Origin of the sequence: Rhodococcus indonesiensis (assembly GCF_047782815.1) — a bacterium.
GTDB lineage: Bacteria > Actinomycetota > Actinomycetes > Mycobacteriales > Mycobacteriaceae > Rhodococcus > Rhodococcus indonesiensis.
Genome location: NZ_CP180630.1, coordinates 1,545,578 through 1,560,757, shown reverse-complemented (window position 1 = coordinate 1,560,757; position 15,180 = coordinate 1,545,578). Strand labels below are relative to the sequence as shown.

Sequence of the window (15,180 nt, the reverse complement as noted above, 5' to 3'; positions counted from 1 at the left end):
CCGCGTCAGCGACAGCGGATCGTGCCCTCGGTCAGGTCACGGACCTCCCCGTACCGGGCACGCACGGCCGGGACCGGATCCGCCTCGTAGCGCCGCACGGCGCCACCTTCCCAGCGCGGTGGTTCGATGCCGCCGGCCAGCACCCAGGCCGCCTGCCGGGCCGCGCCGACGGCGACGTACTCGCCCGGCTCGGGCACCTCGACCGGAATCCCGAGAACGCCCGGTGCGAGTTCGCGCAGCGCCCGGGAACGGGCACCGCCGCCGACGAGAAGCACCCGCCGTACCGGCACACCCTGCGCGGTGATGTGGTCGAGACCGTCCGCGAGCGAGCACAGCAGTCCCTCGACGGCCGCGCGTGCCAGGTGTTCCGGCGTCGAATTCGTCAGACGCAGACCGTGGATCGCGCCCGTGGCGCCGGGCCGGTTGGGGGTGCGCTCGCCCTCGAGGTACGGCACCATTACCAGTCCGCCGGCGCCGGGCGGGGCCGACAACGCGAGCCGTGACAGTTCGTCGTGATCGACCCCGAGCAGCGCGGCCGTGGCGTCGAGGACCCGCGCCGCGTTGAGGGTGCACACGAGCGGCAGGTGCCGGCCGGTGGCGTCGGCGAAACCGGCGACGAGCCCGGCCGGATCGCGGCTCGGGGTGGCCGAGACGGCCGAGACCACGCCCGACGTGCCGACGGAGACGATCACGTCGCCCTCGCGCGCACCGAGGGCCAGAGCCGCGGCGGCGTTGTCTCCGGCACCGGGTCCGAGTGCGGCGCCGGCGGCCGTCTCCCCGACCCGTTCGGCCGGTCCGGCCACCCGGGGCAGCACGGGCCGGCGGCCGCGCAGCGCGAGTTCGAGCAGGTCGGTGCGGTAGCAACCGTCGGCGGCGCTGTAGTAGCCGGTGCCGCTGGCGTCGCTGCGGTCGGTGACGAGCGCGCCGACGTCGGAGGCTCCCGCGAGCTGCCACGTGAGCCAGTCGTGCGGCAGGCACAGTGCCGCGGCGCGATCGGCGTGGCCCGGTTCGTGGTCGGCGAGCCAGCGCGCCTTGGCGACGGTGATCGCGGCGAGCGGCACCACCCCCACGGCGTCGGCCCACGCCTGCCCGCCGCCGAGGTCGGCGACGAGGTCGGCGGCGGCCGCGGCCGAGCGGGTGTCGTTCCACAGCAGCGCGGGGCGCACCACCGTCCCGGTCTCGTCGAGGGTCACCAGCCCGTGCTGTTGACCGCCGACCGACACCGCGGCGACGTCGTCGAGCCCGCCGGCGGCGGCGACGGCACGGCCGAGGGCATCCGCCCAGGCACGCGGGTCGACCTCGGTGCCGTCGGGATGCGGGGCGCGGCCCTCCCGCACGACGTGACCGGTGCGCGCGTCGCAGACGAGGACCTTGCAGGACTGGGTGGACGAATCGATCCCGGCGACGAGTGTCACCACTGCTCCTTCGAGTCGGAGTCCCGCTCCCCGCGGGTCGGCAGGTCCGCACCCGGGCGCGCGACGGTGAGTGCCGCGGTGCGCGCGGCGACGTCCAGAGCCGCGCGCACCGCGTCCGGTCCGATTCCGCGCAGGCCCTCGCGATCGCCGAGCAGGTCCTGCGTCCACAGGGCGTCGAGCAGACCGGCCATGAAGGCGTCGCCGGCACCGACGGTGTCGACGACCTCGACCGGGTGCGCGGCGACGTCGACGGCACCGGACCGCGCGACCGCGACGGCACCGCCCGCGCCGAGGGTCACCGCGACGAGCGCCGGCCCGAGGGTGAGCCACTCCTGCGCGACGTCGCGGGGGTCGCGGCCGGGGGCGAACCAGCGCAGGTCCTCGTCGCTGGCCTTGACGACGTCGGCGCCCGCGACGAAGCGGGTGATGCGGTCGCGGACGTGGGGGTCGTCGCCGACGAGGGCGGGGCGGACGTTGGGGTCGTAGCTGATCGTCGCGGTGGGCACGTGCCGGTCGAGCAGCGCGGCGACGGCCTCGCAGCCGGGTTCGAGCAGGGCCGCGATCGACCCGGTGTGTACGTGTCCGGCACCGGGTTCCGGGCGCGGATCCGGCAGTTGCCATTCGAGGTCGAACTCGTAGGTGGCGGCGCCGTTCTCGTCCAGGGTGGCGGTCGCCGTGGGGGTGCGCGGCGCGGTGCTGCTGCCGGCGGCGAGCCGCACCGAGGAATCGGCGAGGTGGCGGACGATACGGCGGCCACGGTCGTCGTCGCCGATGTGGGTGACGAATTCGACGTCGCGGCCCAGGCGGCCGAGGCCGACGGCGACGTTGAGCGGGCTGCCGCCGACGTGTTCGACGGGCCCGGCCGTGCCGCGCCGGACGATGTCGATCAGGGCCTCGCCGACGACGAGGACGTGCCCGTTCACGATCCGACCTTGCTGCGGAGGGCTTCGAGCGTGGCGCGGGCACCGTCGCGGTGCAGGGAGTCGAGCGCCCATCGGTAGGCGTCCACGAACCGCGGCTCGTCGACGAGATCGCCGAAGACGGAGCGGTTTTCGAGGAATGCGGTCGGGTTCTCGCGTTGGCTGCGGGCGAGGGGGCCGAGGGTGCCGGCGAGTCGGTCGACGACCTCGATGGGTTCGCCGGCCTCGTCGGTGCCCTCGGCGTAGCGGGCCCAGCTGGCCACGACGGCGGCGGCCAGGCGCACCGATCCGCCCGTGGCGAGGTTCTCCCGTGCCACGGGCAGCAGCCATTTCGGGATGCGGTCGGAGGATTCGGCGCACAGCCGGGCGACGGTGTCGCGGATCTCGGGGTTGGCGAAGCGCTCGATCAAGGTGCGCTTGTACTGCGCGAGATCGATGCCGGGCACCGGCCGCAAGGTGGGGGTGGCCTCGGTGTCCATGTACTCGAGCAGGAACTCCGCGAACAACGGGTCCTGCGCGGCCTCGTGCACGTAGCGGTAGCCGCACAGGTGCGCGAAGTAGGCGAGCGCCTGGTGACTCGCGTTGAGCAGGCGCAGTTTCATCAGTTCGTACGGGGCGACGTCGTCGACGAGTTGCACCCCCGCCTCGTCGAATGCCGGCCGGCCGCAGGAGAAGTCGTCCTCGAGCACCCAGGAGGTGAACGGCTCGGCGACGACGGGCCAGCGATCGCGGACGCCGAAGCGGGCGTCGAGTTCGGGGGCGATGTCGCCGGTCGTGACCGGGGTGATGCGGTCGACCATCGAGTTGGGGAACCGGGTGTGCTCGCGCATCCAGTCGGCGAGACCGGGGTCGACGAGCGCGGCGAAGGTCGTGAAGGCCCGCCGCGCGACGGTGCCGTTGCCCTCGATGTTGTCGCAGGACATGATCGTCGGCGACGGCAGCCCGCGTTCGCGTCGGCGCCCGAGGGCGGCGGTGACGAGCCCGAAGACGGTGGCGGGGGCGTCGGGGTGCTCGACGTCGCGGCGGACGGCGGGGTCGTCGACGTCGAACTCGCCGGTGTCGTGGCGGATGTTGTAGCCGCCCTCGGTGACGGTGAGCGAGACGATGCGGGTGGTGGGCGCTGCGATCAGCTCGATCACCGCCTCGGGATCCTCGGGTGCGTAACGGTAGTCGACGATCGAGCCGATCACCCGCGGTTCCCACTTGCCGTCGGCGTGGCGCAGGATCAGGGTGTAGAGGCCGTCCTGGGCCGCGAGGGCGTGGCGCATGCGGCGGTCGCCGGGCATGACGCCGACACCGCAGATGCCCCAGTTGCGGGCGCCGCGTTCGAGCAGCCGGTCGACGTACATCGCCTGATGGGCACGATGGAAACCACCGACCCCGAAATGCACGATGCCGACACCGATGTCGCGCCGCGAGTACGTCGGGCCGGGGACGGGCAGGGCGGTCAGGGTGTTCTCCCCCAGGTCCACTTCGGGGCTCCTTACGTGTCGTCGCCGGAGTGCACCCGCACGACGGTCTTGATGTTGCCGGGTGTCCGGTCGGATTCGAGTGCTTCGGCCGCCCGCTCGAGCGGAAAGCGGGCGGTGACCATCGCGTCGAGTTCGACGCGACCGGCGGCGGCGAGGGCGACGGCCGTCGGCCAGGTGTGGGCGTACCGGAAGACGCCGGTGAGAACCAGCTCACGGTTCTGGATCAGCTGGACCGGCAGGTCCATCGTCTCGGCGCCGGAGCCGACGAGGACGACGGTGCCGGCGGGCCGCACTGCCCGCATCGCGCCGGCGACCGCGGCGGGGGCGCCGGAGGCGTCGATGTAGGCGTCGACGTGCAGGTCGGTGACGTCGTCGGTGCGAGGGTCGAGGGCGTCGGTCGCCCCGAACTTCCGGGCCAGCGCGCGGCGGTCCGCGTCGAGGTCGGTGACGACGATGTCGGTGGCGCCGAAGGCGCGGGCGACCTGCGCGGTGACGATGCCGATGGGGCCGGCGCCGGTGATCAGTACCCGGGATCCGGCGGTGACGCCCGCCTTGCGGACGGCGGCGATGCCCACGGACAGCGGCTCGCAGAGGGCGGCCGCGTCGTCGGAGACGGCGTCGGGGACGGGATGGGCGAATTCCGCCCCGATGGTGACGTAGTCGCAGAAGGCGCCGTCGACGGGCGGGGTGGCGTAGAACCGCATGTGCGGGCAGAGGTTGTAGCGCCCGTGCCGGGTTTCGTCGGTGTTCGGGTCGGGTCGCTGCGGCTCGATCGACACGCGCTGCCCGATCCGGTCCGCGGGGACGCCGGCGCCGACCGCGGCGATCGTGCCGGAGGCCTCGTGGCCGAGGACGAGCGGCGCCTCGACGACGAATTCACCGATGCGGCCCTCGCGGTAGTAGTGCGTGTCCGATCCGCACACGCCGACCGCGGTGACCCGGACGAGCACGTCGCCGGGTGCGGGTTCGGGGACCGGCCGCTCGCGCATCTCGATCCGTCCGGGTTCGACCAGGACGGCGGCGCGCATGCGATCCGGGATCGACGGGGGTGTTGTGTGGGTCACAGTGCCGATGCTAGCGTACTGAGCAGATGAACGCACCCATGAGCATTTGCTCACGCTCTACCGAACCACCGGCTCCCCACCCGAGTCCTCCCACCCAGGAGATGACGTGACCGTCCCGAACCCGCCCGCGGCCACCGCGGCACCGGAGGATCTGCGCCTGGCGCTGCGCGCGGCGACGCTGTACTACCTCGACGGCCTCACCCAGGCCGAGGTCGCGACGCGCCTGGGCGTCTCCCGGCCGACCGCGGGACGGCTCGTCGCCCGGGCCCGGGCCCAGGGCCTGGTACGCATCGAGGTGAACGTGCCGGCCAACCTGCGCGACGACCTGCACGCCGACGAGGAACGCGCCCTCGAGGAGCGTTTCGGCCTGCTCGAGGCCGTCGTCGTCGGCGACGGGGTGGACACGGCCGGCCCGCTCGACGAGGCCGCCAGCTTCGCGGGGGTCGGACGGGCCGCCGCAGCCCTGATCAGCCGGCGGATCCGCGCGACCGACACCCTCGGGTTCACCTGGGGACCGGAGACCGTGGCCGTCGCGCAGGCGCTGCCGCCGGGCGGGGCCACGTGCGCGACGATCGTCCAGCTCGACGGCTCCGTCACCACGTCCGACTACCAGACCGGCGCCGAGTACGTGCTCGGGCGTTGCGCGGAGCAGTTGCAAGCCAGGATGGTCCGGCTCCCGGTCCCCCTGTACGCCGACCCCGCGACAGTCGCGTCCCTGCGTGCCGACTCCATGATCTCCCGCGCCCTCGACGTCGGCCGCCACGCCGACATGATGATGTTCGGCGTGGGCGCGGTGTCCACGTCGACCACCCTGTTCGAGGGCAGCTATCTCGACACCGCCATGCTCGACACCCTCACCGACCTCGGCGCGGTCGGAGAGATCGCGGGACGGTTCTTCCACGCCGACGGCACGGCCGTGGGCGCGGATCTCGACCGTCGCGCCGTGTCGGTCTCGCTCGACGACATCCGCGCCTGCCCGAGTGCGGTCCTCGTCACCGGCGGGGCCGCCAAACACCAGGCCGCACTGGGGGCGCTGCGCGGCGGCCTGGCCACCATGCTCGCATGCGACATCGAGTGCGCACGTTGGCTACTCGACCGATGACACCACCGGAGAGACCGGAGAAGAGGCGACGATCGGTGAACAGATCCAGAAGAACCACCCGCATCCTTGCGGCCGGGGCCGGGGCGCTCAGCCTCACCCTCAGCGGCTGCGCCGGCGCCGGCTCGATCGGCGCCTCCGACCAGACCGTCACCATCGCGATGGTGTCGAACTCGCAGATGCAGGACGCCCAGCAACTCGCCGCACAGTTCGAGGCCGAGAACCCGGATATCGACCTGCGGTTCGTCACCCTCTCGGAGAACCAGGCCCGCGCGAAGATCACGGCCTCCACCGCCATGGGCGGCGGCGAATTCGACGTGGTGATGATCAGCAACTACGAGACGCCACAGTGGGCGGCGAACGGGTGGCTGACCGACCTCTCCGAGTACGCCCGCCGGACGGAGGGCTACGACGAGGACGACTTCATCCCCACCCTGCGCGAATCGCTGTCCTACGAGGGCGACATGTACTCGGTGCCGTTCTACGGCGAGTCGTCCTTCCTGATGTACCGCAAGGACCTGTTCGAGCAGGCCGGGATCGCCCTGTCGCCCACCCCCACCTGGGACGAGGTCGCGGCCGCGGCCGCCCGGCTCGACACCCCCGACACCGCCGGGATCTGCCTGCGCGGCAAGCCCGGCTGGGGTGAGGTGCTCGCCCCGCTGAACACCGTGATCAACACCTTCGGCGGACGCTGGTACGACGAGAACTGGAACGCTCAGCTCACCAGTCCCGAGGTCGTGGAGGCGGTGCAGTTCTACGTCGACCTGGTCCGCGAGCACGGTCAGCCCGGGGCCGCCACAAGCGGTTTCAGCGAATGCGCGACGCAACTCGCGCAGGGCCGGGTCGCGATGTGGTACGACTCCACCTCGGCGGTCTCCACCCTCGAGGACCCGGCGTCGAGCAACGTCGTCGGAAAGATCGGCTACGCCCCGGCACCGATCCGGGTCAAGGACGACGCGGGCTGGCTCTACAGCTGGTCGCTCGGCATCCCCGTCGGCAGCGACAATGCGGACTCCGCGTGGCGGTTCGTCGCGTGGATGACCAGCAAGGAGTACCTGCGCACCGTCGGGGAGACCCTCGGCTGGGAGCGGGTACCGCCCGGCAGCCGGCTGTCGACCTACGAGATCCCCGAATACCGTGAGGCCGCAGCCGCATACGGTCCGCTCACCCTCGAGTCCATCGAGAGCGCGACGCCGGAGGCCCCGACGGTCGAACCGGTGCCCTACACCGGTGTCCAGTTCCTGGCCATCCCCGAGTTCCAGGACCTCGGAACCCGGGTGAGCCAGCAGATCAGCGCCGCGATCGCGGGCCAGAAGACCGTCACCGAGGCACTGGAACAGGCGCAGGAATACGCCGACGTGGTCGGCGCCACCTACCGAGAGGATCAGCGATGACAACCCTGGCGGTCGGCGCCTCCACCGCCGACGACGCGGAGCGCATCCGCCGGGTGCGCGACGCCAAGAGCGACGCGGTCTCCCGCGCAGAGGGCTGGCGCCGACGCGGGCCCCTGCTGCCGGCCCTGATCTTCATGATCGTGGTCACCCAGATCCCGTTCGTGTTCACGCTCTACTACTCGACGCAGTCGTGGAACCTGGTGCGGCCGGGCTCGCGCAGCTTCGTGGGCCTGCAGAACTACGCGGACGTCTTCCGCGACAGCCAGTTCCGCGAAGTGGCGGTCAACACGGTGATCCTCATCGTCGGCACGGTGCTGATCTCCGTCGTGCTGGGCCTGCTGCTCGCGCTGCTGCTCGACCGGGTCTTCCTCGGCCGCGGCATCGTCCGCACCCTGCTCATCACCCCGTTCCTCGTCACCCCGGTCGCCGGCGCACTGATCTGGAAGACCGCGATGTTCGATCCGGTGTTCGGCATCGTCAACTTCGTGCTCTCCCCGTTCGGCGTGGGGCAGATCGACTGGGTCAGCCGCTACCCGCTCGCCGCGGTGATGGCGAACCTGGTGTGGCAGTGGACCCCGTTCATGATGCTGCTCATCCTGGCCGGTCTGCAGTCGATGCCGCGGGACATCCTCGAGGCCGGGCGGGTCGACGGGGCCGGCGCCTTCGCCCTGTTCCGCGAGCTGACGCTGCCACACCTGCGGCGGTTCATCGAACTCGGCGCCGTGCTCGGCGCGATCCACCTGGTCAACACGTTCGACGCCATCTACATGATGACCCAGGGCGGACCGGGCACCGCGAGCTCCAACCTGCCCTTCTACATCTATCAGCGTGCGTTCCTCGGCTTCGACATCGGCCAGGCCGCCGCCATGGGCGTGGTGGTCGTCGTCGCCACCATCGTCGTGGCCACCGTCGCACTGCGGCTGATCTTCACATCGTTCACCGGCAAGGAGGAGGCCGCCTGATGAGCACCACCGCCCCCACCGCACAGCAGGCTCCCACACCGGAGACCGTCCCGGCCCGAGCCCGGAAACGCAAGCACCGCAAGGCCAGTCCGTGGGGTGTCGTCGCCTGGATCGCCGCCCTGGGATTCTTCTTCCCGGTGTTCTGGATGGTGCTCACCGCCTTCAAACAGGAGGCCGACGCCTACTCGGATCCCCCGAAGTTCTTCTTCACGCCCACCCTCGACCAGTTCCGCGCGGTGTTCGACACCGGCGTCGGTGTCAGCCTGCTCAACTCGGCCTTCGCCACCGGCGTGTCGACGATCCTCGTCCTGCTGCTCGGCGTGCCCGCCGCATTCGCCCTGTCGCTGCGGCCGGTACGCAAGACCAAGGACGCCCTGTTCTTCTTCATCAGCACGAAGATGCTGCCGATCGTCGCCGCGATCATCCCGCTGTACGTGATCGTCGCGAACATCGGTCTGCTCGACAATATTTGGGCCTTGATCATCCTCTACACCGCGATGAACCTGCCGATCGCGGTGTGGATGATGCGCTCGTTCTTCCTCGAGGTGCCAGGCGAGCTGCTCGAGGCCGCGAGCATGGACGGCGCGAACCTGTGGACCTCGGTGCGGGAGGTGATCCTGCCGCTCGTCTCCCCCGGCATCGCCGCCACCGCCCTGATCTGCGTCATCTTCTCCTGGAACGAGTTCTTCTTCGCCGTCAACCTCACGGCGGTGCAGGCGCAGACCATTCCCGTGTTCCTCGTCGGCTTCATCACCGGCGAAGGCTTGTACTGGGCCCGCCTGTCCGCGGCCGCCACGATGGCGGCGCTGCCTGTCGTCCTCGCCGGCTGGCTCGCCCAGAACAAGCTCGTGCGCGGCCTGTCGTTCGGCGCGATCAAGTAACTCCCCCACACACTTTCCGAAGGAACCGTCATGGCCGAGATCACCTACCGCAACGCGTCGTGCATCTACGAGAACTCCGACACCCTCGCCGTCGACTCCCTGAACCTGGACATCCAGGACGGAGAATTCGTCGTCCTGGTCGGCCCGTCCGGCTCCGGCAAGAGCACCGCCCTACGGATGCTCGCCGGTCTCGAGGACATCGACGAAGGCTCGATCAGCATCGGCGGTCGCGACATGGTCGGCGTGCCCTCGAAGGATCGTGACATCGCGATGGTCTTCCAGAACTACGCCCTCTACCCGAACAAGACCGTCGCCGAGAACATGGGCTTCGCGCTGAAGATGCGCGGCGTCGGCGCCGACGAGCGGCGCCGCAAGGTCGAACAGGCGGCGAAGCTGCTCGACCTCACCGACTACCTGGACCGCAAACCCGCCAAGCTCTCCGGCGGCCAGCGCCAGCGCGTCGCGATGGGCCGCGCGATCGTCCGCGAACCGCAGGTGTTCTGCATGGACGAGCCGCTGTCCAACCTCGACGCCAAGCTGCGCGTGCAGACCCGCACCCAGATCGCCGCGCTGCAAAGGCGACTCGGCACCACCACCGTGTACGTCACGCACGATCAGGTCGAGGCGATGACCATGGGCGACCGGGTGGCGGTGCTGCGCGGCGGCAAGCTGCAGCAGTTCTCCTCCCCCACCGAGCTGTACGACCGGCCCGCCAACGCATTCGTCGCCGGGTTCATCGGCTCGCCCGCGATGAACCTGCTCGACGCGCGGATCGTCGACGGCGGCGTGCAGATCGGCAGCACCGTCGTCGAGGTCGAACGCGACCGCATCGCCTCGCTGCACCGCGCCGGCCTCGAGACCGTCACCGTCGGGATCCGGCCCGAACAGCTCGAGATCACGGAGGGTGACGGCGTCGAGACCATCGTCGAACTCGTCGAAGAGCTCGGCAGCGAGTCGTACGTGTACACCCGCGTCGCGCGCAGCGACACCCCCCTCGTCGCGCGCTCGCTCACCCGCACCCCCGCCCGGCTGGCGGACACGATCCGGCTGCGCAAGCGGGAAGGCACGGTGCACCTGTTCCATCCGGAGACCGGCGAACGCGTCGGCGACTGACCCGGTGAAACCGCGCCGGAACCGGCAGTGAAACCGCGCCGGAACCGGCGGTGAAACCGCGCCGGAATCGGCGGTGGTCGGTACGGTCGGAACGTGCTCTTCTCGACGATCGTCGCCACCTCGCAGGCCGTCGGCGCCACCCGGTCGCGGCGGGCCAAGGTGGAGGAACTGCGCACCCTCCTCGCCGTCCTCGACCCCGGGGAGGTCGAGCCCGTGGTGTCGTGGCTGGCGGGTGAGCCCCGTCAGGGCCGGATCGGCGTGGGCTGGCGCACCCTCGCCGGGTCCCGCATCGACCCGTCCGAGGAGCCGTCGCTGACCGTCTCCGACGTGGACCGGGCCTTCACCGAGCTCGCCGGTCTGTCCGGGGCCGGCTCGACGGGGCGGCGACGCGAACTGCTCGCCGGCCTGCTCGGCGCGGCCACCGCCGAGGAACAGGATTTCCTGGTGCGGCTGCTGACCGGGGATCTGCGGCAGGGTGCGCTCGACGGGGTGATGACCGACGCGGTAGCCGCCGCGGCCGGCCTGCCGGCCGAGACCATGCGCCGGGCGTTCATGCTCTCCGGCCGGCTGCCCGCGACCGCCGCGGCCGCCCTCGGCGGCGGCGCGGACGCGCTCGCCGCCTTCCGGCTGGAGGTGGGCCGGCCGATCCGGCCGATGCTCGCCGCCCCGGCCCAGTCCCTCGCCGGCGCATACGACGAGTTCGGCGGTGAGGTCAGCGTCGAGTACAAGCTCGACGGCGCCCGCATCCAGGTGCACCGCCAGGGTGAGACGGTGCGGGTGTTCACCCGCACGCTGCGGGAGATCACCCGCAGCGTCCCCGAACTCGTGGAGCTGGTCGGCACACTGCCCTGCACGTCGGTCGTGCTCGACGGCGAGACCCTGGCACTCGACCCTGCGGGCCGGCCCCGGCCGTTCCAGGAGACGATGAGCCGCTTCGGCGCCGAATCCGCACACGAGCTGTTGTTGCACCCGTACTTCTTCGACTGCCTGCACCTCGACGGCACCGACCTGCTCGACGCGCCGCTCGCCGACCGCCTCGACGCTCTGCAGCGGGTCGCGCCGGACCACCGGATCCCGGGCGTGCTGCGGCCGGACGACGCCACCGCGGACGCCCAGTTCGACGCGGCCCTCGCCGCCGGGCACGAGGGTGTCGTCGTCAAGGATCTCACCGCCCCCTACGCGGCGGGCCGGCGCGGCCGCGCCTGGCAGAAGGTCAAGCCGGAGCACACCCTGGACCTGGTGGTGCTGGGCGCCGAATGGGGTTACGGCCGCCGCACCGGCTACCTGTCCAATCTCCATCTGGGCGCGCGAGATCCGGACGGCGGCGAGCCGATCATGGTGGGCAAGACATTCAAGGGACTGACCGACGCCCTGCTGCAATGGCAGACCGAAGAGTTCCCGCGGCACGAACGCAACCGCGACGCGCACACGGTGTACCTGCGCCCGGAGCTGGTCGTGGAGATCGAACTCGACGGCGTTCAGGTCAGCCCCCGCTACCCCGGCGGGCTGGCGTTGCGCTTCGCCCGCGTGCTGCGCTACCGCCCCGACAAGACCGCCGCCGAGGCGGACACCGTCGACGCGGTGCGCGCACTGCTACCGGGGTCGGATTCCGCTCCGCGTCAACCGATTCCGTCCGATCACGGACGTTCGTGACCGGTCACCCCCGGCCCTGGGCGAGCGCGTCGACCACGGCCGCGTACATGGTGGACTTGATGGCGCCGAGGGTGCCGGGGTCCTTGCCCGCGAGCGGGGTGACGAGTTCGACGGCGGCGTCCAGGACGCCGCCCGCGCCGGCCGTGCGGTCGACCAGGCCGGCGGCCTCGGCCTCGAGGCCGCCGTAGCGGTGACCGGTGGTCATCGCCGTGACCGCGGTCTGCGGGGTCAGCTTGGCCTGGATCAGCGCGGCCATGCCCGGCGTGAACGGGATGTGGATGTCGACCTCGGGGAAGCAGTAGTAGCCCCGGTCGGCGCGCATCACCCGGTAGTCGTGCGCGACGGCGAGCATGGCGCCCGCCCCGAACGCGTGCCCGACCACAGCGGCGACCGTCGGCAGCGGGAAGGTGAGGATGCGGCCGAAGAGCGCCTGCACCCGGCCGACGTACCACTGCGCCCGATCACCGTGCGCTGTCAGCCATTCGAGGTCCAGGCCGTTCGAGTAGAACCTCCCCGTCGCCGTGGTGACGAGTGCGTGCGCGTTCTGCTGCACTTCGTCGAGGAGCCGATCGACGGTGTCGAGCCAGTCGGGAGAGAACCGATTCTCGTCGTCGCCGAGGTCGAGGACGGCGATCTTGTCCCGGTAGGTCAGAGTGGCGGTCATCGCGGGCCTTTCGTGTGGCCGCCGCGCCCGGGTGGCGCGGGCGGAGGATCGAGGGCGAGAACCGCGCGGACCGCGGCCTCGAGACGGCGGCGCATGGCCGCGTCGGGCACACGCCGGCGCCGGAGCAGCAGACCGGTGGGCAGACCGACGACACAGTCCTCGACGACCGCGACCGCACGCGCGTCGCCGCGGCCCCACAACGCCCGGGACAGTCGGACGAGCAGCGCGACCAGGATCGAATCGAGCCGGCTCAGCTCTGCGGCGACGTCCGCCGGCGGGTCGGACCCGAGCAACTCCTCGCGCCGGACGGTGAGCAGGAGACGTGAGGACTCGGGGAACCGGGCGGCGAACGCCGCAGGGGCATCGGCGGCGGCGACGACGGCGTCGATCCCCCGGTCCGGCGTCGACGCGGAGCCGAGAACCTCGTCGACCGCCGCGCGCTGCAGGTCGAGGAAGCGGTGGGCCGCGCGCAACCAGGCCCGGCCGACCAGACCACCACGTGAGCCGAAGGCGTGGTACAGAGCCCCGTTCGACATCCCGGTGGCCGCGGCGACCGCGCGCAGCGTCACGGCGCTCGCACCCCCGGCCACCACCAGGTTCTCGGTGACGTCGAGAACCTCGTCGAGGTCGTGGATGCGGGGGCGGGGCACAGCGGGACCGTAACAGAACATTCGCTCTGTTACCAGTGGGTAACCGAACGCCGCGCCCGCTCGGGCGCGCGGCACCGTGCGCCTTCCCGGGTCGCAGTCCCGGTGAGCGGAAACCGCGGTACCGTCCCCGTTTCGAGCCGGGAGAATCCGCGTCCGACACCGAGGAGGCAAACATGGAGACCGCCGGCCGTTTCGAGAACAAGGTCGCCTTCGTCACCGGCGCGGCGCGCGGTCAGGGCCGCGCCGAAGCCGTGCAGTTCGCCCGCGAGGGCGCCGACATCATCGCGATCGACGCGTGCACCGACTTCGCCTCGACCGCCTACCCGGGCGCGACGGAAGAGGATCTCGCGGAGACGGTGCGTCTGGTCGAGAAGACGGGCCGTCGCATCGTCGCCACGACCGCGGACGTGCGGGACTTCGACGCACTGTCGCGGGCCCTGGCCGACGGCGTCGAGCAGCTCGGCCGCCTCGACGTGGTGGTCGCGAACGCCGGCATCTGCTCGGGCGCACTGTCCTGGGAGATCACCCTCGAGCAGTGGCGGGAGACCGTCGACGTCAACCTCACCGGCGTGTTCCACACCGCGAAGGCGGCCGTGCCCCATCTGATCGAGCAGGGCGAGGGCGGAGCGGTCGTCTTCACCAGCTCCGTCTCGGGCCTGAAGGGCACCCCCTTCACGGGTCACTACGTCGCCACCAAGCACGGCATCACCGGCCTGGCGAAGACGATGGCGAACGAATTGGGCGAGCACCGGATCCGGGTCAACACCGTGCACCCGGCCGGTGTGGAGACCGGCATGAAGGTCGACGACCTGCATCCGCTCATCGCGAAGTACGCGAGGACCCTCGGCCCGATCTACATGAACTCCCTGCCCTACGAGATCCTGCAGCCCGAGGACGTCGCTGCCGTCGTCGCATGGGTGTGCTCCGACGAGGCGAAGTACATCACCGGCGCGCAGATCCCCGTGGACCTCGGGAATCTGATCCGCTGAACCCGCTGGCGGTGGGCCGAATGTCACATCGGTTCGATTCGATCGAACGCATGTCACATTCGGTCACCTCCCGCCCCGGGCGGATACGCTCCGCAGAGTGACCTGGTCGTCCGAGCTGGCACCGACCCTCGTGGGGCTGGCACTGCTCGTCGGGGTGACGACCGCGGTGCTGTGGGGCTACCGCGCCCCGCATCACTTCGCGCCGGCGCTCGCGGTGCTGCGGGGCGCCGTGCAGCTGGCCCTGATCAGCGTGGTCCTGTCCGGGGTGATCACGAATCCGATCTGGGTGGGTGCCGCCCTGCTCGTCATGTTCACGGTGGCCGCTCTGACCGCGTCGCGCCGGATCGGCTGGAGCCCGCAGCACGTGGCCCTGGTATCCGGCGCAATGGCACTCGGGATCGCCGTGACCCTCACGATCGTCTTCGTCACCGGCACCATCGAGTTCTCCCCTCGGTACGTGCTGGCCATCGGCGGCATCGTCGTCGGCAACGCGATGACCGTCGCGACCCTCACCGGGCGTCGCTTCACAGAGCTGACCGGGGACAACTGGGACACCGTCGAGGGCTGGCTGGCGCTCGGCGCGACGCCGCGGCAGTCCACCCGCGAGCTCACGCGCCTCGCCGTCCACTCGGCGTTGATCCCGTCGACCGACCAGACCAAGACCACCGGGCTGGTGACGCTGCCGGGCGCCTTCGTCGGCGCGATCTTCGGCGGTGTCTCGCCGCTCGAGGCGGGACGCTTCCAGATCGTCGTCCTCGCCGCGATCATGGCCGCCGGCGCGATCACCGCCGTCGTCCTCGTCTCCGGTCTGGCACCGGTCCGTACCCGGCCCCGCCTGCCGGACTGACCTCCCGCTGCATCCGGAATCGGGGGCCGGTGGGCGTAAAATCGCAGGCAACCACTC

The 15,180-nt window shown here is 71.3% G+C and carries 14 protein-coding genes; 8 read left to right on the top strand and 6 right to left on the bottom strand.

Going from position 1 to position 15,180, the window contains the following annotated elements:
* Window positions 1–5: 5 nt before the first annotated feature.
* Genes xylB through ACM26Y_RS07365 form a run of 4 tightly spaced genes read right to left on the bottom strand, consistent with a single transcriptional unit; the run spans window position 6 to window position 4,835 of the window.
* Complete coding sequence (gene xylB / locus ACM26Y_RS07380; RefSeq protein ID WP_416063056.1) at window positions 6–1,415, bottom strand: xylulokinase; 1,410 nt, start codon at window positions 1,413–1,415, stop codon at window positions 6–8.
* The gene (locus ACM26Y_RS07375) at window positions 1,412–2,338 is read right to left on the bottom strand and encodes a carbohydrate kinase family protein (RefSeq protein WP_416063055.1); all 927 of its coding nucleotides are present in this window, start codon (window positions 2,336–2,338) and stop codon (window positions 1,412–1,414) included. The genes xylB and ACM26Y_RS07375 overlap by 4 nt, the downstream gene beginning before the upstream one ends.
* A complete protein-coding gene (locus ACM26Y_RS07370) occupies window positions 2,335–3,807 on the bottom strand; it encodes a mannitol dehydrogenase family protein (RefSeq protein WP_416063054.1) in 1,473 nt (490 codons plus the stop codon). Before ACM26Y_RS07370 ends, ACM26Y_RS07375 begins: the two co-directional genes overlap by 4 nt.
* Before the next feature lie 11 nt (window positions 3,808–3,818).
* Window positions 3,819–4,835 carry an NAD(P)-dependent alcohol dehydrogenase gene (locus tag ACM26Y_RS07365; RefSeq protein WP_416063631.1) on the bottom strand — a complete coding sequence of 339 codons (1,017 nt, stop codon included), beginning with the start codon at window positions 4,833–4,835 and terminating at the stop codon, window positions 3,819–3,821.
* Window positions 4,836–4,977: 142 nt separating this feature from the next.
* Here ACM26Y_RS07365 and ACM26Y_RS07360 point away from each other — a divergent pair, with 142 nt between their 5' ends.
* From ACM26Y_RS07360 to ACM26Y_RS07335, 6 genes are all read left to right on the top strand, one after another.
* On the top strand, window positions 4,978–5,973 hold the full coding sequence (locus tag ACM26Y_RS07360; RefSeq protein ID WP_416063053.1) for a sugar-binding transcriptional regulator: 996 nt from the start codon (window positions 4,978–4,980) through the stop codon (window positions 5,971–5,973).
* A 62-nt stretch (window positions 5,974–6,035) separates the two neighbouring features.
* Window positions 6,036–7,364 (top strand): ABC transporter substrate-binding protein, encoded by a 1,329-nt coding sequence (locus ACM26Y_RS07355; protein WP_040782007.1) that lies wholly within the window; start codon window positions 6,036–6,038, stop codon window positions 7,362–7,364.
* On the top strand, window positions 7,361–8,326 hold the full coding sequence (locus ACM26Y_RS07350) for a carbohydrate ABC transporter permease (protein ID WP_003936011.1): 966 nt from the start codon (window positions 7,361–7,363) through the stop codon (window positions 8,324–8,326). The genes ACM26Y_RS07355 and ACM26Y_RS07350 overlap by 4 nt, the downstream gene beginning before the upstream one ends.
* The gene (locus ACM26Y_RS07345; RefSeq protein WP_416063052.1) at window positions 8,326–9,207 is read left to right on the top strand and encodes a carbohydrate ABC transporter permease; all 882 of its coding nucleotides are present in this window, start codon (window positions 8,326–8,328) and stop codon (window positions 9,205–9,207) included. The genes ACM26Y_RS07350 and ACM26Y_RS07345 overlap by 1 nt, the downstream gene beginning before the upstream one ends.
* 30 nt (window positions 9,208–9,237) lie before the next feature.
* Window positions 9,238–10,320, top strand: coding sequence for an ABC transporter ATP-binding protein (locus tag ACM26Y_RS07340; protein WP_003936009.1), 1,083 nt, complete (start codon window positions 9,238–9,240; stop codon window positions 10,318–10,320).
* A gap of 93 nt (window positions 10,321–10,413) precedes the next feature.
* On the top strand, window positions 10,414–11,973 hold the full coding sequence (locus ACM26Y_RS07335; protein WP_416063051.1) for an ATP-dependent DNA ligase: 1,560 nt from the start codon (window positions 10,414–10,416) through the stop codon (window positions 11,971–11,973).
* Between the two features lie 4 nt (window positions 11,974–11,977).
* On the opposite strand, the gene ACM26Y_RS07330 is transcribed toward ACM26Y_RS07335, so the two are convergent.
* Together ACM26Y_RS07330 and ACM26Y_RS07325 are read right to left on the bottom strand one after the other, a co-directional pair.
* Window positions 11,978–12,637: an enoyl-CoA hydratase-related protein gene (locus tag ACM26Y_RS07330; protein WP_416063050.1), complete on the bottom strand. Its 660-nt coding sequence runs from the start codon at window positions 12,635–12,637 to the stop codon at window positions 11,978–11,980.
* Window positions 12,634–13,287, bottom strand: a complete 654-nt coding sequence (locus ACM26Y_RS07325; RefSeq protein WP_203011521.1) for a TetR/AcrR family transcriptional regulator — start codon at window positions 13,285–13,287, stop codon at window positions 12,634–12,636. Before ACM26Y_RS07325 ends, ACM26Y_RS07330 begins: the two co-directional genes overlap by 4 nt.
* Before the next feature lie 173 nt (window positions 13,288–13,460).
* Here ACM26Y_RS07325 and ACM26Y_RS07320 point away from each other — a divergent pair, with 173 nt between their 5' ends.
* Complete coding sequence (locus tag ACM26Y_RS07320; protein WP_416063049.1) at window positions 13,461–14,276, top strand: mycofactocin-coupled SDR family oxidoreductase; 816 nt, start codon at window positions 13,461–13,463, stop codon at window positions 14,274–14,276.
* A gap of 97 nt (window positions 14,277–14,373) precedes the next feature.
* A complete protein-coding gene (locus ACM26Y_RS07315; protein WP_054372392.1) occupies window positions 14,374–15,123 on the top strand; it encodes an ABC transporter permease in 750 nt (249 codons plus the stop codon).
* The last annotated feature ends 57 nt before the right edge of the window (window positions 15,124–15,180 follow it).